Source organism: Pseudocitrobacter corydidari, from assembly GCF_021172065.1.
Lineage (GTDB): Bacteria > Pseudomonadota > Gammaproteobacteria > Enterobacterales > Enterobacteriaceae > Pseudocitrobacter > Pseudocitrobacter corydidari.
The window spans coordinates 3472334-3492938 of the sequence record NZ_CP087880.1 but is presented as its reverse complement, the minus strand read 5'-3'; the positions used below and the strand labels follow the sequence as shown (position 1 = coordinate 3492938).

Here is a 20605-nt window from a genome sequence, read left to right as displayed (position 1 = left end):
AATGTCGATAACCCGAAAACGACGCAGTACGGGAAAGGTTACTCTGGCCGATGTCGCCCAACTGGCGGGGGTCGGAACGATGACCGTATCCCGGGCTCTGCGAACGCCCGAGGCGGTATCGGATAAGTTACGCGAGAAAATTGAAGCAGCCGTTCAGGAGCTTGGCTATGTGCCGAATCTGGCGGCCAGCGCGTTGGCTTCCGCCTCATCGTGGACGATCGCGATGGTCGTACCGCATCTTGGCGAATTTGGCTGCTCAGAGATGTTTGCGGGTCTACAGCAAGTGCTACAACCTGCGGGCTATCAAATCATGCTGGCGGAATCTCAGCATCAGCCGGAGCAGGAAGAAAAACTGCTTGAAACTCTGCTGGCGTCTAACATCGCGGCGGCGGTGCTACTGAGCGTTGAACACAGCGAAAATGTACGTAACTGGCTGCAAAATGCGTCTATTCCGGTGATGGAGATTGGCGCGGTGCGTGCCGATCCTATTGATATGAATATCGGCATTGACCATGCCGCTGCGATGTTTGAACTGACCGAAATGCTGATCACACGCGGCTATCAAAACATAGGCTTACTCTGCGCCAATCAGGAAAAATGGGTGTTCCAACAACATCTACAGGGGTGGTACAAGGCGATGCTGCGCCATCACCGCTCTGTGGACCGCGTCATTAATGCGGCATCGCCGCCCACGTTTTCCACCGGTGCGGCGCAGCTTCCGGAATTTTTGCTGGCCTGGCCGGAACTGGACGCGCTGGTGTGTGAATCCGATGAACTGGCCTGTGGCGTGTTGTACGAGTGCCAGCGGCGGCGTATCAAAGTTCCGGACGATTTGGCAGTGGTGGGGTTTGGTAATAGCGATGTCAGCCGGGTGTGTCAGCCGCCTCTCACGACGATGTCTGTGCCGCATCGAAAAATTGGCGCGGATGCCGGAAAAGCGTTATTGGCGCGACTGAGCGACAACGACTGGACCCCGAAAGCGACGATTGCCTCACGGCTGTGCCAGCGAGACAGTTGTTAACGATTTTTCGCATTTTTTTACCGGTCGATTTTTCATTTTAAGGATCCTCTCGTTTCCTTTTGCGTTACTCTGGTATGCGTATGATACAGAGGCATGACGCTTCATATTTTACGGTTTACATAATAAGACAACGCTGCAAACAGGGATCGCATGGAAATATTCTTCACCATACTCATCATGACCCTCGTGGTCTCGCTCTCCGGGGTTGTAACCCGTGTCTTGCCATTTCAGGTGCCGCTGCCGCTGATGCAGATTGCCATCGGTGCGCTGCTGGCGTGGCCGACCTTCGGCCTTCACGTAGAGTTCGACCCGGAGCTGTTCCTCGTTCTGTTTATTCCGCCGCTGCTGTTCGCCGATGGCTGGAAAACGCCGACCCGCGAATTCCTGGAGCACGGTCGCGAAATCCTTGGCCTCGCCCTTGCGCTGGTGCTGGTGACGGTGGTTGGCATCGGTTTCCTGATTTACTGGCTGGTGCCGGGTATCCCACTGATTCCCGCATTTGCCCTGGCGGCGGTACTGTCGCCAACCGATGCGGTGGCGCTCTCCGGGATTGTCGGTGAAGGGCGCATTCCGAAGAAAATCATGGGCATTTTGCAGGGCGAAGCGTTGATGAACGATGCTTCGGGCCTGGTCTCGCTGAAGTTTGCCGTGGCGGTTGCCATGGGCACAATGGTCTTTACCGTTGGCGGCGCGACGCTTGAATTTTTGAAAGTGGCGATTGGCGGCATCCTGGCCGGTTTTGTGGTCAGCTGGCTGTATGGCCGCTCGCTGCGCTTCCTCAGCCGTTGGGGCGGCGATGAACCGGCAACGCAAATCGTGCTGCTGTTCCTGCTGCCGTTCGCGTCCTATCTGATTGCGGAACACGTCGGCGTTTCCGGCATCCTGGCGGCGGTTGCGGCGGGGATGACCATCACCCGTTCCGGCGTGATGCGTACCGCGCCGCTGGCGATGCGCCTGCGCGCCAACAGCACCTGGGCGATGCTGGAGTTTGTGTTTAACGGCATGGTGTTCCTGCTGTTGGGCCTGCAATTACCCGGCATTCTCGAGACGTCGCTGGTGGCCGCAGAAGCGGACCCGAACGTTGAAATCTGGATGCTGTTTACCGACATTCTGCTGATTTACGCGGCGCTGATGCTGGTGCGCTTTGGCTGGCTGTGGACGATGCAGCGCTTCAGCCAACGCTTCCTGAAGAAAAAACCGATGGAGTTCGGGAGCTGGTCAACGCGCGAGCTGGCCATTGCCTCCTTCGCCGGGGTGCGCGGGGCGATTACTCTCGCCGGTGTGCTCTCCATCCCGCTGCTGCTGCCGGATGGCAACGTCTTCCCGGCGCGTTATGAGCTGGTGTTCCTGTCGGCGGGCGTCATTCTCTTCTCACTGTTTGTCGGGGTGATTATGCTGCCGATTCTGCTGCGCCACGTTGAAGTTCGTGACCTGCCGCAGCAGCAAAAAGAGGAGCGTCTGGCCCGGTCCGCAACGGCGGAAGTGGCGATTGTCGCGATTCAGAAAATGGAAGAACGACTGGCGGCGGATACCCAGGAGAACATTGATAATCAGCTGCTGACGGAAGTCAGTTCCCGCGTTATTGGTAACCTGCGTCGCCGTGCCGATGGGCGTAACGACGTGGAAACCTCAATGCTGGAAGAACAGCTGGAACGTCGTTTCCGCCTGGCGGCGCTGCGTTCAGAGCGCGGGGAGCTGTATCACCTGCGTGCAACGCGGCAGATCAGTAACGAGACGTTGCAGAAACTTCTGCATGACCTTGATTTGCTGGAAGCGCTGTTGATAGAAGGTGAGTAATCCACGCCGGATGGCGGCTGCGCCTTATCCGGCCTACAGGTTAGTTGTAGGCCCGGTAAGCGCAGCACGACGATTACATCCCATTCCCAGAACCTGTAGGCCCGGTAAGCGTAGCGCCACCGGGCATAACATGCGCTCTACGCTTTCGGCAACCAAAACCCCTCGCAGCACTTCAGCCACGCCTGGGCGCTGTGCGACAAATACACTCCTTCCCGCCAAATCATGCCCAGTTGCCAGTGGAGTTCGCTCTCGAGCGGCAGCCAGCGCAGCGTTTTCGCATCCAGCCTTTCGCAAATCGGCTCCGGTAAAATCGCCACGCCGACGCCCGCCTGGACCATCGCCGCGAGGAAATCCCATTGCCCGCTGCGTACCGCGATACGCGGCTTCACGTTATGTTGATTAAACAGCTGCATCAACTGACGACTCAACGCGAAATCTTCGTTATAGATAAGCAACGGATGTGCCGCGAGCTGCTCGGGGGAAACCGAAGTTTGTTCCAGCCACTCGCCGGAACGGGGAACCAGCACGCAAAGCGGGTGGCTAAATAGCGGCAACGTCGCAAGGCCGCTCTCTTCTTCTACCGGCAGCGCGGTCATGGCTAAATCAAGCTCGCCGTTCATCACCGCCTGCTGCACCGTTAGCCCGCCGAATTCGGACACTTTAAGCTCCACACCGGGATAACGCTGGCGAAACAGGCTGATAGGGCCGGCCATCATCATGCCAACCATTGGCGGGATGCCGAGGCGCAACTGGCCTTTGTTGAGATGGTTGATATCGGTCAGTTCGGCTTCCAGTTGGCGAAATTCATCGAGGATCACCAGCCCGCGTTCAAACACCACCTGCCCGGTATCGGTGAGCAGCAATTTGCGCCCGTCGCGGATGAGCAGGGTGCTGTTGAGTTCATCTTCCAGGTTTTTCAGCATCTTGCTGATAGTTGGCTGCGTGACGAAGAGTTTCTCCGCCGCGCGGGTAAAGCTCTGCTGACGTACCACTTCAACGAAATAGCGCAGCGTTCTGATGTCCATGATTATGCCTCGAAACTATACCTGCGATGAGTTTAATTCATTTCTGCCATCCTCGTGCGCTCACTATACTGTGCATCTCTGATTTTTTCCGGACACTCCTTTCATGGCTGAGGCCTTAGGGCGCGTGATGCCCTCCGTTTTGCAACGTCTTCAGGTGCCGGTGCAGGTCATTCTGTACGCCGGGTTGTTTGTTTTTGCTGAATATCTGGTGAACTGGCTGAATCTGCCGCTCCCCGCCAACCTGGTGGGTATGGTGCTGATGCTGGTGATTGTCTGCCATATTGTGCCGCTGAAGTGGGTACGCGCGGGCTCGCGCTGGCTGCTGGCGGAAATGCTGCTCTTCTTCGTGCCAGCCGTGGTGGCGGTGGTGAATTACGCGCAACTGCTGATGGTCGATGGCTGGCGTATTTTTCTGGTGATTGCGCTCAGCACCATGATGGTGCTCGGCGCGACGGCGTGGGTGGTGGATAAAGTCTATCGCTACGAACTGAAGCGGATGCGCCATGAGTAACTTTCAACTGAGCGTGCTGTGCCTTGCCATTACGCTGGTGCTCTATTTCGCCAATAAACGACTCTATCGCCGCTTTCGCAAACTGCCGCTGATGCCGCTGGTATTAACCCCGGTTCTGCTGGTGCTAATGCTGGTATTCGGCCATATCTCCTATCAAAACTATATGGGGGAAGCGCACTGGCTGCTGTGGCTACTGGGCCCGGCGACCATCGCGTTTGCCGTGCCGGTGTATGACAATCTGGCGATCATCAAGCGCCACTGGATGTCGCTGTCTGCCGGGGTGATTACCGCAACCGTGGTGGCGGTGACCAGTTCCGTATGGCTGGCGCGTTTATTTACGCTGCCCGATGAAATTCAGCGCAGCCTGGCGGTGCGCTCGGTGACCACGCCGTTTGCGCTGGCGGCGGCTAAACCGCTCGGCGGGCAGCCGGATCTGGTCGCGTTGTTTGTGGTGGTGACCGGCGTCTTTGGCATGGCGATTGGCGATGTGCTGTTTTTACGCCTCTCCATTCGTGAGGGCATGGCGAAGGGCGCAGGATTTGGCGCCGCGTCGCACGGCGCCGGAACCGCGCGCTCCTACGAGCTGGGTCCGCAGGAGGGCGTGGTGGCAAGCCTGGTGATGATGCTGTCAGGCGTAGTGATGGTGCTGGTTGCGCCGCTAGTGGGCTGGGTGATGTTTTAAAAATTAACGGTTCAACCGCCGGACAATACGCTCAACCTGTTGGCGGAACGTGGCAGCAACCTGCGCAGGCGTCTGGCCGCCATGATCCATTTTCTCGCGCGCCGCAGTGAACTGATCCACCACCTGCAAATCCTCAATGTAAGGTGTCGCCACGGCGGTGGTGGGCAACGATTGTGCCTGGCGCAGCCCGGCAACGACCGGGTCGTTCGGATCAATCGTGCCGTTGTCGGTCAATATTTTCTCTGCGGTTTTACTCAGCGGAATCCCGCGCTCGAGCCCTAATGCTTCCACCGCCTGCGGGTCATTCAGCAGGAAGTTGATAAGCGTTGCGGCTTCTTGCGGATGGCGGGTCGATTTCGATACGGAGAACATCTGCGCGGTTTTAAAATAGACGCCAGAATCGCTCGCTCCCGGCTGCATAACATAATCGCCTAATACCAGTTTGGCGGGCGGTGTCATGTTATTGATATACATGCGGATAGAGATATTCCAGGTAAACGTGCCGCCCCATTCGCCAGTGATCCACGGCTTCATCTCATAGAGATTGCCTTTGCCATAAGAGGACATTGTTTTTGGCCCCGGAATAACGTGATCGTCGCTGAGACGTTTCACAAAAGAAAAGGCCTCTTGCCACTGCGCGTCATTCCAGGTGAATTTACCACTAGAGTCAAACATCGGTTTACTGTATTTCTGCATCATCCACGCGTTGAGCAGTAAAATAACATCCTGATCAACCATCGCATACGGATAATAGTTTTCCCCTAACGTGCTGCGAAAGGTTTTCCCCGCCGCAAAAAGTTCATCCCAGTTCTTTGGATACGCCAGCCCCGCTTTTTTCCAGGTGACATCGTTGTAATAAAACACCGGGGCATTCACCGAAATCGGCAGACCATTAAGTTTACCTCTCACGGTGGTGGAATTGAGATCGCCCGGTGCGTACTGCGCCAAATCCAGCACCTCTTTCAGCTTATTTAAATCGTAATAGCCTTCGCCATTTTTAGAGAAAATAATCAGCCACGGCCAGTTAGTTTGCATGACATCGGGCTCGGTACCGCTCGCCATTTGCGTGGTTAAACGAGAAAGATGGCCATCCCAGCCGGTATATTCCGCCTTTACTTTGATATCGGGGTATTTTTGTTCAAACGCGGCGATAGCCTTTAACGTTGACTGATGACGGCTGTTGCCGCCCCACCAGGACATGCGTAATTCCACGGGCTGCGCCCAGGCGGTGGTGCAGGACATTAAAAGGGTTGCGATAACACCTGTAGCTATTTTATTCATTATCGACTCCGAAACAGAGAAGCAGGTGAGTAACAGCAAAATACTAACCAGAGGTCTCGGCGCGGCAGGTCGCCGCGCCGTGGTGATTAACATTTGGTCAGGCGGGAAACGAGTTCAAACTCTTTAAAATTGACCGGGCGCTGCTGCTGCATCGAAATATTCCCGGCAATTCCGGTGAGAATGGACATCGCCCCGGCCCGGTGGTCGGCGGCGCGTTGTAGCGGGTCGTTGCCCGGCACGCCGAACAGATCCGCCAGCATGGCGTTATCGCCACCGCCGTGGCCGCCTTCGCCAAGGGTGAAATCCGCTTTCCACGGCTCGGCAAACATCGGGAAGACGGTGATATCACACAGCTCCAGGCTGCCTTCGTTCTCGCGTTTGCCGCCCGCGTTAACGTAGGATTTCTCGATGATTTTCATCTCCAGACGCCCTTCGGTACCGTTGAACACCACGTTCAGCCCTTCCCATGGTAAATAGGCGTTCAGGGAGTAGGTGAGCTGCACCTGATTCTGGTACTTCACCAGCACCGACATGGTGTCTTCGATGGTAATACCGTCGCTGAAGACGCTCTGGTCGCGGAAATAGTTATCTTCATGTTCGGCGTCCAGATAGAGCGCTTTAAGCTGTGCGTTTTCCGCCATTTCCAGCGCAAACGGATCGTTCTTCGCTTCCGCGTAGCCGTGGGTGCGCGGGTAAAACTGCGTCACGCCGCGTTTTTCGGCGTTTTCTTTGCCGTAGAATTGCAGGCTGCCCTCGGCGTAAACACGTTCCGGGTAGCTTGCCAGCCAGAAGTTCATCAGGTCGAAGTGGTGGGTAGATTTATGCACCAGCAGGCCACCGCTGTTGCGTTTTTCGCGGTGCCAGCGACGGAAATAGTCTGCCCCGTGTTCGGTGTTGAGTAGCCACTCGAAGTGCACTGATGTGACCTGACCAATCACTCCCTGCATCAGCAGTTCGCGCACCTTGCTGTGGTGCGGTGCATAGCGATAGTTGAACGCTACGCGCACGGTGTGCCCGGTTTCTTCAATGGCGTCCAGAATGCGCAGGGCGCGCTTTTCATCGATGGTCATCGGTTTTTCGGTGATCACATCGCAGCCCGCGTGCAGCGCCCGAACGATATAGTCATCATGCGTGCGGTCCATGGTGGTGACGATAATAATATCCGGACGGGTTTCGCGGATCATCTCTTCAAACTGCGCGGCTTTCCAGGTGGAAACGGGCTCGGCGCCTTCCTTTTGCAGCAGCGTATTGGCGTAATTCATGCGCGTCTGATTGGTATCGCAAAAGGCCACCAGTTTGGCATTTTCGCGCCATTGACCGCCGATAGCTGAAATATATAAACCTGCACGTCCTCCCGTGCCGACCAGCGCATATTTTTTCATTGTGTCCTCGATTATGATAAACGACCAAATAATGGCAGGATGTCGCGATGAAACGTATTCCCCACCAGTTGATGGAACTGAATAGCACCTTTATCTGGCACTGGCCCTGGTTTGTTCAGGGCGTGCAGAGTGCGAAACAGCATGGTTTCACCGGGATAATCCTGCACCAACAGGAACTGCTTTCTATTCTGGCTACGCCCTCGCCATTGAGTCAGAAACTGAATGTCGAGAACCTTATTCATCAGCAAAATTACGCGTTGCTGTATTTAAAACGCGTTGACCGTTATCTGGCCGACAATAATTTATCCTTCTGGCTTCAGGGTGAAGCCGCGCCGACGGATGACATTATTAAGCGCAAATTTCCCGAGATGGCTTTCGATGAAAAAAGCGCGCCCGATTTCTGGCCGCAGTTTTATGCGGCAATCATGCATCCGTTATTGCAGGCGTTGCCGCATCTGAGCGGTTTAATTCTCAGCCTGACCACGCCCGCGTTTCAGACCTCCGGCTGGCAGCGCAGCCTGCATTCCGTCTGGAGCCTGCTGCGCGGGCAGGGCAAGAAGCTGGTACTGCGCGACTTTATCGATGACAGCTGGCCGCGCCAGCAGCTCTCGAGCATTCTCGCGACGCTGCCGGGCGATGTGCGCGCCTCCATCAAAGCCACCGAACTGGACTACCATCCCGGCTTCGCTAACCATCCCAATATCGCCACGCTGCCCGGCCACAATAAGTGGATCGAGTTTGACCTCTTCGGCACCGGCTACGGCTGGACGGCGCTACCGTGCTATCTCGCAGATGAAATCAGCGGTCGCCTGAGCTGGGCGCTGAGCGTGGCGGAAAACGAAGTTGAAGCCATCACTTCCCGCGTCAGCTGGCAGTGGTTACCCGACAGCCGGGTGATGGACTCCGTCAACGCCATCAATCTGCTCGGCCTGTCGGCGGCGAATCAACTTCAGGAGGGCGCGCCCTCCACCTTCGAACGCTGGGCGGAGCAGCATCAGCTCCGTTTCCGTTCCGCGCAGGATAAACAACGTCTCGCCACATTGCTGCACACCAGCTATGACTGGTTGTGCAAAACGCCCAACCTGCTGGGGAGGCGTATGCACTATCAAAGCCAAATCCCCGAAAGCCTCGCTCAGGCTCAACAGCTGCTGCACATGGATACCCGCAGCGCCAACTGGATGCAGGCGTACCAGCCGCTGATGCCCACCGATGACCCGGCGCTTGGCAATGAGCAGCGCGAGCTGATCGCTCTTGAAAAAGAGACCGCCAGCTTCCTCGCCGCCAACGCCGTGCAGAGCCTGCGGGAGCTGATGCCGCGCATCACCTGCCCGAACGATTCACTGGAGCAACTGCTCGCCGCCTGGCGTAGCGCCGAGGTTTACAGCCAGATGTTTTCCCGCGTCGCCGCCAGTGTGACGCTGCTCACCTGGCACGATCACTACGGTAGTGAGCCCTCTACCAGTACGCTTGCAGAACAGCAAAATGCGCTGCTGCGCTATGCCGATACGCTCGACCGTTGGCTGGAAACGCCGCCAGCGGGCAGTCCGCTGTTTTTGTCTATGTTGTTGAATCCTGAACGTCTGAGCCGTTTCGCTGACAGTTTGTCGATGGGGTAAGAATAGGGAGCGGCCCGCGAAAAGTCGCCTGCGGGCAGAGGGAAGAACAGGGATGTGGGACGGAAGGGATAAAAAGTGTGATAAGTGTGGCAGCTTACGAAAAATCAATGTGATGCAGATCGTTTTTCAACGATCACAAAGCGTGATTTCAGTCACCCGACGCGGGCAGAAATGTGATCTGACGGTAGAGCACGTCCGGCAATAATAATTATCTCTACGAATAGATATAAAATAATAATAATCCAGCGAATAGATACTGATTTCAGATAATACGTTTTGTGACCGCTGGCGAATTAATTATCAAAACGGAACTCTACGCTGGTGGCGTTTTTCTGCTGTTAATGAAAACGGAAGCTTTTCTCAGGCATCGTGTCATGGAGACGGCGTAGCATGTTAACGTTCAATCAAAAATTAGTTCGGGATATTGATTTCCACATCAGGAAAATAAAAGACAACATTTATACTCCGCTTGCTGAATTAACTGTTTACGGTTTTATCACGCCGGAACCAGTGCCGTTTTCACAGCGACAGCAGGGTAAATCTTTCGAATTCCGCATTGGGGAAAAATGGGGCGATTTATGGGACTGTGCGTGGGTTAACGTGCGCGGTACGTTGCCATCTGCCACGTATGAAAAAAATATCACTCTCTGTTTTGACTGCGGCGGTGAGGCGCTGATTGTTGATGGCAGCGGCGTACCGTTGCGGGGGTTGACCAATGTGGATTCGACGTTCGAGCGTAGCCTCGGCATGCCGGGAAAAACGGTCTGGCGACTTCCGGCAGAGTATTACCGCTCTGGCGAAGTGAATATCTGGATCGAGCTTGCCTGTAACGATCTCTTTGGTGCATCGACCGGCGGCGTGATGCGTCAGGCGCATCTTGCCCATTGCCGCGACGATCTGCGCGATCTCTATTATGACGCCTGGGTATTGTTCGATTTGCTGAGCTGCCTGGATGCGAAATCACCACGGTATAAAGCGGTACTGGCGTGCCTGAACGATGCATTGAATGGGCTGGGCGATTTCAGTGAAGCGAACGTTGCGAAATGTCGGCAGGCGCTGGCAAAAGAGTTGAATAAGCAGGGCGGCGATCCTTCTCTCACCGTCACCGGCGTGGGCCACGCGCATATCGATCTCGCCTGGTTGTGGCCGATTCGGGAAACCAAACGCAAGGGCGCACGCACCTTTGCCACCGCGCTAGACCTGATGTCGCACTACGCCGACTATATTTTTGGCGCCAGTCAGCCGCAACTTTTTCAGTGGATCAAAGACGATCATCCCGAGCTTTATCAGCGGGTGAAACAGCATGTTCAGCAGGGACGTTTTGAAATTCAGGGTGATATGTGGGTGGAAGCAGACACCAACGTTCCGTCTGGCGAATCGCTGGTGCGGCAATTTCTCTATGGCCGCCAGTTCTTCCGCGAAGAGTTCTCGCAAACCACGCGTATGCTCTGGCTGCCGGATGTGTTTGGCTATAACGCCAACCTGCCACAAATTATGCGCAAAAGCGGCGTCGATTACTTTATGACGCAAAAGCTCTCCTGGAACGAACACAATAAATTTCCGCATCATACCTTTACCTGGCAGGGTATCGATGGCAGTAGCGTACTGACGCACATGTTGCCGGAAGAGACTTACAACGGGCCCGCCGCGCCGCGCAGCATCCGCCGCATTGAAGAGGAGTATCGCGAGGCAGGCGTGTGCGATAGCGCGCTGATGCTGTTTGGCATCGGCGACGGTGGTGGCGGGCCGGGGCCGGAACATCTGGAACGTTTGCAGCGTATACGGAATCTCAGCGGTATTTCGCCGGTGAAGCAGGGCAAAGCGGTCGATTTTTTCCGCCATATCGAAAAAACGCAGCCGCGTTATCCACGATATAAAGGCGAGCTTTATCTGGAGAAACATCAGGGCACGCTGACCTCGCAGGCCAACAATAAGCGCTTTAACCGAAAAATGGAGAACGCGCTGCGCGAACTGGAGTTTGTCGCCAGCCGCCAGTGGCTCTGTTGTCAGTCGGTCTATCCGACCGACGCGCTGCGCGCCCTGTGGCAGGAGACGCTGCTTTATCAGTTCCACGATATTTTACCGGGTTCCTCCATTAAGCGGGTTTATGATGAGTCCTGCGCGCGCTATCAGGCGATGCTTACGCAGGCACAAACTCTGACACAGCGCTATCTCGATGAATTCACTACCACTTTGGCCATTCCGCCAGGAAAAACGGTGGTGCAGAATACCGTGGGATTTACCCGTGAAGCCTGGCTGGCGCAGCCGGACGGTTACCATCATGTGACGCTACCCGCATTCGGTTACGCGGTGCTGGGAGATGCGCAGGTCATACCGCCCATTTTGGCTACGCCGGATCATCTGGAGAACGCGTTGATCAGCGTGGATTTTAACGATCAGGGGCACATTGTGGCCTTTTTCGATAAACAGGCTCAGCGTCCGGTACTGCAACCCGGCAGCATCGGCAACCGGCTGGCGGTTTACGATGATATTTGCGCCGACTGCTGGGATATCAACATCACCTACCGCGACCGCCAGCCACAGGCGTTTACGCTGGTATCAAGCGCGGCGTATCAGGATGGGCCGCACGCGGTGGTCGAGCAGCATTATCGCTACGGTCAGTCGCAGCTGTGCCAGAAAATCAGCCTGCTGCCGGGAAGCAAGCGCCTCACTTTTGAAACGCACATAGCGTGGCATGAAGATCTGAAAATGCTCCGCACGTCATTTGTGACCGCGACGCCGAGCGATGACGTGAGCTGTGATATTCAGTTCGGTAAAATTCGCCGCCGGGCGTTGACCAATAACGTCTACGATGCCGCTCAGTTTGAGATTTGCGCCCACAAGTGGATCGACTATTCACAGCGGGATTACGGCGTGGCGCTGCTTAACGACGGCAAATACGGTCATTACGCCAAAGACGGTGTGCTGGACCTCAATTTGCTGCGTTCGCAAAATCATCCTGGCGTGGGGGCAGATCGCGGAGAACATACATTCTCCTACGCGCTGTTCCCGCACACTGGCGATGAAATTGAGGGGCTGGTGAATCGCGAGGCCATGCTGTTCAACAACCCGGTGCGAGTCAGCGTGAGCGAAGGGCGAACAGCGGAAAAAACCGTGGCGTTGCCTGACAGCTTTATTTACTGCGACTCGCCGCATATTTGCATCGAAACGGTGAAAAAAACCGAGCAGGGCGATCGGCTGGCCGTGCGTTTGTATGAGTTTGACGGCGTTCACGCTGCCACAACCATCACGCTGAATGCGCATATGGGCCACTGCTGCCTGAGCAATCTGATGGAAGAGGATGAAGAACCGCTAACGGTGAGCGACGGCTGCGTGAGCCTGACCTTTACGCCTTTTGAAATCAAAACGTTGCTGATTGACGTAGCATAATAATAAAGCCCGGTCAGCATGCTGGCCGGGCTGGCTGTCAGCGACGCATCGCCGCTTTTTTCAGAATACGTTCTGCGCGCATTAAGAACTCATCGGCGGCCTCATTGGCCGTTTTTTTACCGTAGTCCATATTTTGCCGTCCTGAACTCCACAGCGCCTGAATTTGCTCGTCTTCCATCCACGAGGTGGCGACCGACTCGGACTGCAATTTCTTCGCCATCGCCATACCCGCCACGGAAGGATTATCGTTCGTTAAGGTGCCGTTATCCGTCAGCGTTTTTACTGCGGCCTGGCTGATCGGAATACCATTTTCCAGCTTAATGAACTCAACCGCCTGCGGATCGTTAAGCAGGAAATTCAGCAACATTGCCGCTTCTTTCGGATGCTGGGTATTTTTACCGATCGCATAGGTGAGCGAGACTTTAAAATAGGCGCTGGCGTTGGTGGCGCCCGGCGCCATGATCCAATTGCCCGGCTCCAGTTTGGCAGGCGGCGCGACTTTATGCGTGTAATACTGAATGACTACGTTCCAGGTATAGGCACCGGCCCATTGCCCCTGCTGCCAGTAGCGGGTGTCGGTGAAATCCTGCTTGCCATAGGAGGCGAGCATTTTGGGCCCCGGAATAACGTGATCGGCAACCAACCGCTGGGCGAAACGGAAGGCTTCGCGCCACTGTTCCTGATTCCAGGAGAAGCTTTTGCCGTCGGCGGTAAACATCGGCAGATTATATTTCTGCGACATATAGCAGTTGGTCATCAGGAAAATATCCTGATCGTTGGCAATTAACGGATAATAATCATCTCCCAGTTTCTCTTTAAACGTTTTCCCGGCGGCAAACAGTTCGTCCCAGTTTGTGGGATATGCCAGTCCGGCTTTTTTCCAGGTTTCATTATTGAAATAAAAACCCGGCACATTAAGGGAAATGGGCAGCGCGGTGAGCTTGCCTTTTACGGTCGTCGACTGCAAATCGCGGGCGGGGAACTGGCTTAAATCCAGCGTATCGCCCACCTTGTTAAGGTCGTAAAAGCCTTCGCCGGTACGCGAGAAAATCGGCAGCCACGGCCAGTTTATCTGCATCACGTCCGGCTCTTTGTTGCCTGAAATTTGCGTCGTCATACGCGCCAGATAGCCATCCCATCCGGTGTACTCGGCGTTAACGTCAATCCACGGGTAGCGCTTTTCAAAGGCATCGATGGCCCTGAGCATCACATCATGGCGCGTTTTTCCTCCCCACCATGACATGCGTAATTTCACTTCTTGTTGTTGGGCAAAACTGTGTGTTGCCGGAATTAAACAGCAACTACAGATCAGACTGGCCAGTAATATTTTCTTCATCATAGGCGTTCCTGTAATAACAGGGCTAATGAGATATTATTTGACCTCAGCTAATTAATTGCTCAAATATTATCTGCGTCCTGAATGGTTGATAAATACAATGTCAGGACAGGATAAAAATAAAGGATGTCGGGGTGGTTCTCTTTAAATGCTATTTCTGCATAATAAACAAAATGGTCAAATATTTACGGATAAGATCACATATTCCCTGCCTTGTTTAGATCTCTTTATGCAAAAGGTCCTGATAAATCTCACTCAAAATACCGCCCGGGGCGAACTCTTTTTTAATCCACAGCGTTACCTGCCCGGTGGCGGAGTGGCGCGTTGCCAGCAGCATACGGGAATCCTGGCGCGGGTTGTGGATTTTCCGGGTCACCAGTAGCGATTGTTCTGCCGCTTTACGCACCATATAGTCAGGCAAAAAACCGATCCCCGCACCGAGGATCTGACACTGGCATTTGGTATTAAAATCAGGCACCAGCACCGATTCCTGACCATGCAGCAGCCAGCCTACCTTCTTATTGATGGTATGCGCGGTATCTTCCACCATGATATTGGGATAAAGACGCAGCTGGCTTTCGGCGATGGGCTCCGGCATAAAGGCCAGCGGGTGATCGGGGGCGATAGCGAAGACCCAGCGAATTGCGCCAATTTCGGTGTAATCGATGCCGCCGCCGTCGAGCAGGGTATCCGGCGCGCCGATGGCAATGCTGGCCTGGTTATTGATCATCGCATCCCAGACGCCGTTATACACTTCAGTGGTGACGGTTATCTGGCAGGTTGGAAATTGTTTTTTCAGCACCTGCAGCAGGCGGGCGGTATGTTCCGGCGTATACAACAACTGGTTGATACAAATACGAATTCTTGTCTCTATTCCCTGCGCGATAGTATCTATGCTGCGGCGAATGGCGTGAAAATCGTTGAGCAGATCGCTGGCTTTACGCAGAAAATAGCGCCCGGATTCCGTTAGCTCAATGCTGCGCGTATTGCGGGTAAACAGCACCACATCAAGGCCGGTTTCCATTCTGCGGATGGTATAGCTGATAGCGGAGGTCGTCAGCCCCAGTTCCTCCGCCGCCTTACTAAAGCTGCCGTAACGCGCGGCGGTGGTAAACGCCAGCAGGTTTTCTTCCGTAAAAATTGAGTTCATTTTCCTGCCCCGTTACCGCGATATGCGCCTGTTTCACTGTAGTGATTCTCAGGGCAAAGAGACAACCACTTTTGAATAACTTTTAAAACTCATTACGCCTTCTCTTTTGAGGTGACCTCACTCAACCTGCGCCCGGTGTACTCCGAGATGATCCCGATGCCGTTCCCGACGATAAACCCCGATAGCGCAACGGCCCAGTTAAGCCCGGTGGCAAAAAACAGCGTCATGCCAAGAAAGCCGCCGGGAATAAACGACGTCAGCCAGAAGCGCCCCTGCCAGACGATAACCGCCGAAAAGGGAACGGTCATTATCACGCCAGCCAGCCACGGCGAAAGCCCGGACGCGGTGGCTAACCAGCCCGTCGCCAGCGCTGCCAGAAAAGCCCAAACCGCCCCGGAGACATTAACGAACAGGCTTTTCGTAAACCCGGCTTTTCCGCCGCCTGCCGCATAGAAACTACAGAATGAGACAAAGCCGGTGGTGCCCAATAACTCCCAGCCTGGCGTCATTCCGGCCTTAGAGGCCACCATTTGCCAGAGCCCTGCGCAAATCCCCACAGTGATACCTGTTGCGGTGAGTCCGTTCATGGTGCCCCCAATGTGATGTTGTCTGAATATGTTGGTTTCGTTTCGGAACTATATCCAAATAAAACCCGGTTGAGTTAAGGGGTATAGCGCGAAAAGAACAAACAGTGCCTTAACGCACACTCTGCTTTCATTGTTGAATGATATTCAATAATAAAGCGTATTCCGGCGAATTAAATTTAACCGCCTTCTTTTCCTTAAATTTGATTGCTATTCTCGATTCATGGATCAAACAGCCACACCATCATCAGGGGGAATGTTTATGACCACGAATAATTTGGCTAGTGAGTTTTTACAGGCCGCTCAACGCGGAAATGTCGATACACTCAGAAACTGCCTGCAACAGGGCGTTGATGTTAATACGCGTAATCGTACCCAGCAAACGGCTATTATTTTGGCAAGCCTGAATAAACATTATGACTGCGTACAAATATTAATAGAAGCAGGTGCCGATATTAATATGCAGGATAATGTCTGTGCAAACCCTTTCCTGCTAAGTTGTCTGACGAATGACTTAACGCTTTTGAACTTAATTCTGCCCGCCAATCCCGATCTCAATCGTTTAACGCGTTTTGGTGGCGTAGGGCTGACACCCGCCTGCGAAAAAGGGCATATCAATATTGTGCGGGAATTATTAACGCGTACCGATATTAACGTTAATCAGACCAACTATGTTGGCTGGACGCCGCTGCTGGAAGCCATTGTGCTCAATGATGGCGGTGAAACGCAGCAGGCAATTGTGCGTCTCTTACTGGAACACGGCGCCAGCCCGCATATGACCGATAAATATGGCAAAACGCCGTTAGAACTGGCGCGCGAAAAGGGTTTTTCCGAAATCGCTGAACTGCTGATTGCGGCGGGTGCATAACGAAGGAGAATCGCCATTAACACACCTCAACGACGGTGTGTGCAGGCGCTAACGGCTGATGCAAGTTTTCTGGCTGAACGAGGTTCAGGGCAGATTGCACAGGTCTTTAACCGGGCTGTTAATCTCTGGCTTCCAGCCCGGCAGCGGTGGCTAACGCTGCTCAGTGAAAGCTGCGACAACGCCCCAAACAGCTGTAGGTTAGCGCTCACTCACTTTGACGACTCATTTCAGCCGGGCCAGTTGATTCAGTTGCATCCTCACGGAATCAGGGTTGCTGATACGCTGAACATTAATACGGTTTCATGCCGTTGCTGGCAACCGCCGAAATTAATGCTGAGCGCCGAACGTTTTCACCAGATACCGTGGCTCAAATGGCGCGATACGATTACTCAGCAGCTAAACACGCATGAAACGCTTTTTCTGGGCGGTGGGGATAACCCTTTTTATCAGGCGATCTCTGAGCAATTGCAGTGCAACCGAAAAATACTGTTTAAGGCGCTGCTTAATAATTTAAATATCACGTTCGCCGTTACGCAAATGATAGGTTTAGGTATCGGGCTCACACCGTCTTCCGATGATTATCTGGTGGGGATGAGTGCGATTCTTTTTATTCCTGGTCACCCGGCGGCGCATCTGCGTGATGAATTTATATCGGCACTGGCATCAGCCAGAAAAAATACAACAAGCCTGAGCGCAACGACGCTCGAGGCGGCATTTGATTATCGTTATCGTGAAAATATCTTTGCATTTATTGCCAGCCTGATTAATGAACCCTGGCAGTTATCGGAAAAGAACATTGCTGGTATTAAAAATATTGGCTCCAGTTCCGGCTGCGACATGCTGTATGGCATGGCCGATGGTTGTGCGCTGAGCCGAACCTACGGAGGGAATTATGTCAGTTAAAATAGTCATTAAACCGAATACCTATTTTGATTCTGTCTCGCTGATGTCTATCTCCACGCGTGCAAATAAACTCGACGGCGTCGAGCAGGCATTTGTGGCGATGGCGACCGAAATGAACAAAGGTGTGCTGAAAAATTTAGGACTGCTGACGCCGGAGCTGGAACAGGCGAAAAACGGCGACCTGATGATTGTCATCAATGGTAAATCGGGTGCGGACAACGAGCAGTTGCTGGTGGAGATTGAAGAACTGTTCAACACCAAAGCGCAAAGCGGCTCGCACGAGGCGCGTTACGCCACTATTGCCAGCGCCAAAAAGCATATCCCGGAAAGTAACCTGGCAGTGATTTCGGTCAATGGTCTGTTTGCCGCTCGCGAAGCGCGTCAGGCGCTGCAAAACGATCTCAACGTGATGCTGTTTTCCGATAACGTCTCAGTTGAAGATGAACTGGCGCTCAAGCAACTGGCCCACGAAAAAGGGCTGCTGATGATGGGGCCAGACTGCGGCACAGCGATTATCAACGGCGCGGCGCTCTGCTTTGGTAACGCCGTGCGTCGCGGCAACATCGGTATTGTTGGCGCATCTGGTACCGGCAGCCAGGAGCTGAGCGTCCGCATTCATGAATTTGGCGGCGGCGTTTCGCAACTGATTGGCACTGGCGGGCGCGACCTGAGCGAGAAAATCGGCGGCCTGATGATGCTCGACGCCATCGGGATGCTGGAAAACGATCCGCAAACTGAAATCATTGCGCTGATCTCCAAACCGCCCGCGCCTGCGGTGGCCCGTAAAGTGCTGGAACGCGCGCGCGCCTGCCGCAAGCCGGTGGTGGTCTGTTTCCTCGGTCGTGGCGAAACGCCAGTGGATGAGCAGGGGCTACAGTTTGCCCGCGGCACCAAAGAGGCGGCGCTAAAAGCGGTGATGCTCTCCGGCGTGAAACAGGAAAATCTCGACCTGCATACGCTTAACCAGCCGTTGATTGCGGATGTGCGTGCGCGTCTGCAACCGCAGCAGAAATACATTCGTGGCCTGTTCTGCGGCGGCACGTTGTGCGACGAAACCATGTTCGCGGTGATGGAAAAACACGGCGATGTCTACAGCAACATTCAGCCCGATCCTGAATTCCGCCTGCAAGATATCAACCGCAGCATTAAACACACCTTCCTCGACTTTGGCGATGACGACTTCACCAACGGCAAGCCGCACCCGATGATTGACCCCACCAACCGCATCAGCCGCTTGATCGAAGAAGCGCGCGATCCAGAAGTGGCGGTGATCGTGATGGATTTTGTGCTCGGATTTGGATCGCATGAAGATCCGGTTGGCTCCACCATCGAGGCGATCAAAGAAGCGAAAGCGATCGCCGCTGCCGAAGGCCGTGAGTTGATCATTCTCGCCTATGTGCTGGGCACCGATCTCGATACGCCATCATTAGAACAACAAAGCCAGATGCTGCTTGATGCCGGAGTGATTCTGGCGAGCAGCAGCACCAATACCGGATTGCTGGCGCGTGAATTTATCTGCAAAGGGGAGGAAGCCTGATGAGCCAGTCACTATTTAGCCAACCGTTGAACGTTATTAACGTCGGCATCGCCATGTTTAGCGATGACCTGAAAAAGCAGCATGTCGAAGTGACCCAACTCGACTGGACGCCGCCGGGGCAGGGCAATATGCAGGTGGTGCAGGCGCTGGATAACATTGCCGATTCGCCGCTGGCAGACAAAATCGCCGCCGCTAACCAGCAGGCGCTGGAACGCATTATCCAGTCGCATCCGGTGCTGATTGGTTTTGATCAGGCGATTAACGTGGTGCCGGGCATGACGGCGAAAACCATTCTTCACGCCGGGCCGCCGATCACCTGGGAAAAAATGTGCGGCGCAATGAAAGGCGCGGTCACCGGAGCGCTGGTGTTCGAAGGACTGGCGAAAGATCTCGATGAGGCGGCTGAACTGGCGGCCTCCGGGGAGATCACCTTCTCGCCGTGTCACGAGCACGACTGCGTGGGATCGATGGCGGGTGTTACCTCGGCCTCGATGTTTATGCACATTGTGAAAAACAAAACCTACGGCAACATCGCTTATACCAATATGAGCGAGCAGATGGCGAAGATTTTGCGTATGGGCGCTAACGACCAGAGCGTGATTGACCGCCTGAACTGGATGCGTGATGTGCAGGGGCCAATGCTGCGCGACGCGATGAAAATTATCGGCGAGATCGATCTGCGCTTAATGCTGGCGCAGGCGCTGCATATGGGCGATGAATGCCATAACCGCAATAACGCCGGGACGACGCTGCTGATTCAGGCGCTGACGCCGGGGATTATTCAGGCAGGTTATTCCGTCGAACAACAGCGCGAAGTGTTTGAGTTTGTCGCCAGCAGCGACTACTTCTCCGGCCCGACGTGGATGGCGATGTGTAAAGCGGCGATGGATGCGGCGCACGGCATCGAATACAGCACCGTGGTGACCACCATGGCACGTAACGGCGTCGAGTTTGGCCTGCGAGTCAGCGGCCTGCCGGGGCAATGGTTTACCGGCCCGGCGCAGCAGGTCATCGGCCCGATGTTTGCCGGTTATAAGCCGGAAGATTCGGGGCTGGATATCGGCGACAGCGCCATCACCGAAACCTACGGTATTGGCGGATTTGCTATGGCGACCGCGCCTGCAATCGTTGCGCTGGTGGGCGGTACGGTGGAAGAGGCTATCGATTTCTCCCGCCAGATGCGCGAAATCACCCTCGGTGAAAACCCCAACGTCACCATTCCGCTGCTCGGTTTTATGGGCGTGCCGTCGGCAATCGACATCACCCGCGTGGGCAGCAGCGGCATTCTGCCGGTAATCAACACCGCCATTGCCCATAAAGATGCGGGCGTCGGCATGATTGGCGCGGGCATTGTGCATCCACCATTCGCCTGCTTCGAGAAAGCCATTCTCGGCTGGTGCGAACGTTACGGCGTCTGACTTACATGTTTATGCCGGATGCGGCGTGAACGCCTTATCCGGCCTACGAGTGGCGCAAGAATCTGTAGGCCTGATAAGCGTAGCGCATCAGGCAGTCTGGCGTT

At 54.6% G+C, this 20605-nt stretch carries 16 protein-coding genes; 10 read left to right on the top strand and 6 right to left on the bottom strand.

Features of this window, described 5'->3' with window-relative positions:
* Window position 1 precedes the first annotated feature (1 nt).
* Window positions 2-1021, top strand: coding sequence for a LacI family DNA-binding transcriptional regulator (locus G163CM_RS16225; protein WP_231825640.1), 1020 nt, complete (start codon window positions 2-4; stop codon window positions 1019-1021).
* A 150-nt stretch (window positions 1022-1171) separates the two neighbouring features.
* Window positions 1172-2818, top strand: coding sequence for a Na+/H+ antiporter (locus G163CM_RS16220; protein ID WP_015966303.1), 1647 nt, complete (start codon window positions 1172-1174; stop codon window positions 2816-2818).
* A gap of 137 nt (window positions 2819-2955) precedes the next feature.
* On the opposite strand, the gene G163CM_RS16215 is transcribed toward G163CM_RS16220, so the two are convergent.
* Window positions 2956-3843: a LysR family transcriptional regulator gene (locus tag G163CM_RS16215; RefSeq protein ID WP_231825639.1), complete on the bottom strand. Its 888-nt coding sequence runs from the start codon at window positions 3841-3843 to the stop codon at window positions 2956-2958.
* A 103-nt stretch (window positions 3844-3946) separates the two neighbouring features.
* On the opposite strand from G163CM_RS16215, the gene G163CM_RS16210 reads away from it, so the two are divergent.
* Both G163CM_RS16210 and G163CM_RS16205 read left to right on the top strand, forming a co-directional pair.
* Window positions 3947-4354 carry a CidA/LrgA family protein gene (locus G163CM_RS16210; RefSeq protein WP_231825638.1) on the top strand — a complete coding sequence of 136 codons (408 nt, stop codon included), beginning with the start codon at window positions 3947-3949 and terminating at the stop codon, window positions 4352-4354.
* Window positions 4347-5036: an LrgB family protein gene (locus G163CM_RS16205; protein ID WP_015966300.1), complete on the top strand. Its 690-nt coding sequence runs from the start codon at window positions 4347-4349 to the stop codon at window positions 5034-5036. The genes G163CM_RS16210 and G163CM_RS16205 overlap by 8 nt, the downstream gene beginning before the upstream one ends.
* 3 nt (window positions 5037-5039) lie before the next feature.
* Here the strand turns inward: G163CM_RS16205 and G163CM_RS16200 are convergent, their stop codons facing one another.
* The gene (locus G163CM_RS16200; RefSeq protein ID WP_231825637.1) at window positions 5040-6317 is read right to left on the bottom strand and encodes an ABC transporter substrate-binding protein; all 1278 of its coding nucleotides are present in this window, start codon (window positions 6315-6317) and stop codon (window positions 5040-5042) included.
* A gap of 86 nt (window positions 6318-6403) precedes the next feature.
* Window positions 6404-7699 carry a Gfo/Idh/MocA family protein gene (locus tag G163CM_RS16195; RefSeq protein ID WP_231825636.1) on the bottom strand — a complete coding sequence of 432 codons (1296 nt, stop codon included), beginning with the start codon at window positions 7697-7699 and terminating at the stop codon, window positions 6404-6406.
* Between the two features lie 47 nt (window positions 7700-7746).
* Here G163CM_RS16195 and G163CM_RS16190 point away from each other — a divergent pair, with 47 nt between their 5' ends.
* Window positions 7747-9315, top strand: coding sequence for a hypothetical protein (locus G163CM_RS16190; protein WP_231825635.1), 1569 nt, complete (start codon window positions 7747-7749; stop codon window positions 9313-9315).
* Between the two features lie 390 nt (window positions 9316-9705).
* Window positions 9706-12705: an alpha-mannosidase gene (locus tag G163CM_RS16185; RefSeq protein ID WP_231825634.1), complete on the top strand. Its 3000-nt coding sequence runs from the start codon at window positions 9706-9708 to the stop codon at window positions 12703-12705.
* A 37-nt stretch (window positions 12706-12742) separates the two neighbouring features.
* On the opposite strand, the gene G163CM_RS16180 is transcribed toward G163CM_RS16185, so the two are convergent.
* From G163CM_RS16180 to G163CM_RS16170, 3 genes are all read right to left on the bottom strand, one after another.
* Window positions 12743-14041 carry an ABC transporter substrate-binding protein gene (locus G163CM_RS16180; RefSeq protein ID WP_338050293.1) on the bottom strand — a complete coding sequence of 433 codons (1299 nt, stop codon included), beginning with the start codon at window positions 14039-14041 and terminating at the stop codon, window positions 12743-12745.
* Window positions 14042-14258: 217 nt separating this feature from the next.
* Window positions 14259-15191, bottom strand: coding sequence for a LysR substrate-binding domain-containing protein (locus G163CM_RS16175; protein ID WP_231825632.1), 933 nt, complete (start codon window positions 15189-15191; stop codon window positions 14259-14261).
* A gap of 92 nt (window positions 15192-15283) precedes the next feature.
* A complete protein-coding gene (locus G163CM_RS16170) occupies window positions 15284-15778 on the bottom strand; it encodes a DUF1097 domain-containing protein (protein WP_231825631.1) in 495 nt (164 codons plus the stop codon).
* Window positions 15779-16037: 259 nt separating this feature from the next.
* Between G163CM_RS16170 and G163CM_RS16165 the strand changes: the two genes are divergently transcribed.
* The 4 genes from G163CM_RS16165 to G163CM_RS16150 are packed head-to-tail and all read left to right on the top strand — an operon-like array spanning window position 16038 to window position 20501.
* Window positions 16038-16643 carry an ankyrin repeat domain-containing protein gene (locus G163CM_RS16165; protein ID WP_231825630.1) on the top strand — a complete coding sequence of 202 codons (606 nt, stop codon included), beginning with the start codon at window positions 16038-16040 and terminating at the stop codon, window positions 16641-16643.
* A gap of 39 nt (window positions 16644-16682) precedes the next feature.
* Entirely contained in the window at window positions 16683-17546 is an 864-nt protein-coding gene (locus tag G163CM_RS16160; RefSeq protein ID WP_231825629.1) for an oxamate carbamoyltransferase subunit AllH family protein, read from the top strand.
* Window positions 17536-19083 carry an acyl-CoA synthetase FdrA gene (fdrA, locus tag G163CM_RS16155; RefSeq protein WP_231825628.1) on the top strand — a complete coding sequence of 516 codons (1548 nt, stop codon included), beginning with the start codon at window positions 17536-17538 and terminating at the stop codon, window positions 19081-19083. The genes G163CM_RS16160 and fdrA overlap by 11 nt, the downstream gene beginning before the upstream one ends.
* Window positions 19083-20501 carry a YlbE family protein gene (locus G163CM_RS16150; protein ID WP_001543528.1) on the top strand — a complete coding sequence of 473 codons (1419 nt, stop codon included), beginning with the start codon at window positions 19083-19085 and terminating at the stop codon, window positions 20499-20501. The genes fdrA and G163CM_RS16150 overlap by 1 nt, the downstream gene beginning before the upstream one ends.
* The last annotated feature ends 104 nt before the right edge of the window (window positions 20502-20605 follow it).

Excerpts from the sequence above, each read along its gene's own strand:
- G163CM_RS16225 (WP_231825640.1), top strand. The coding sequence starts at position 2 with ATGTCGATAACCCGAAAACGACGCAGTACGGGAAAGGTTACTCTGGCC.
- G163CM_RS16220 (WP_015966303.1), top strand. The coding sequence starts at position 1,172 with ATGGAAATATTCTTCACCATACTCATCATGACCCTCGTGGTCTCGCTC.
- G163CM_RS16215 (WP_231825639.1), bottom strand. The coding sequence starts at position 3,843 with ATGGACATCAGAACGCTGCGCTATTTCGTTGAAGTGGTACGTCAGCAG.
- G163CM_RS16210 (WP_231825638.1), top strand. The coding sequence starts at position 3,947 with ATGGCTGAGGCCTTAGGGCGCGTGATGCCCTCCGTTTTGCAACGTCTT.
- G163CM_RS16205 (WP_015966300.1), top strand. The coding sequence starts at position 4,347 with ATGAGTAACTTTCAACTGAGCGTGCTGTGCCTTGCCATTACGCTGGTG.
- G163CM_RS16200 (WP_231825637.1), bottom strand. The coding sequence starts at position 6,317 with ATGAATAAAATAGCTACAGGTGTTATCGCAACCCTTTTAATGTCCTGC.
- G163CM_RS16195 (WP_231825636.1), bottom strand. The coding sequence starts at position 7,699 with ATGAAAAAATATGCGCTGGTCGGCACGGGAGGACGTGCAGGTTTATAT.
- G163CM_RS16190 (WP_231825635.1), top strand. The coding sequence starts at position 7,747 with ATGAAACGTATTCCCCACCAGTTGATGGAACTGAATAGCACCTTTATC.
- G163CM_RS16185 (WP_231825634.1), top strand. The coding sequence starts at position 9,706 with ATGTTAACGTTCAATCAAAAATTAGTTCGGGATATTGATTTCCACATC.
- G163CM_RS16180 (WP_338050293.1), bottom strand. The coding sequence starts at position 14,041 with ATGAAGAAAATATTACTGGCCAGTCTGATCTGTAGTTGCTGTTTAATT.
- G163CM_RS16175 (WP_231825632.1), bottom strand. The coding sequence starts at position 15,191 with ATGAACTCAATTTTTACGGAAGAAAACCTGCTGGCGTTTACCACCGCC.
- G163CM_RS16170 (WP_231825631.1), bottom strand. The coding sequence starts at position 15,778 with ATGAACGGACTCACCGCAACAGGTATCACTGTGGGGATTTGCGCAGGG.
- G163CM_RS16165 (WP_231825630.1), top strand. The coding sequence starts at position 16,038 with ATGACCACGAATAATTTGGCTAGTGAGTTTTTACAGGCCGCTCAACGC.
- fdrA (WP_231825628.1), top strand. The coding sequence starts at position 17,536 with ATGTCAGTTAAAATAGTCATTAAACCGAATACCTATTTTGATTCTGTC.
- G163CM_RS16150 (WP_001543528.1), top strand. The coding sequence starts at position 19,083 with ATGAGCCAGTCACTATTTAGCCAACCGTTGAACGTTATTAACGTCGGC.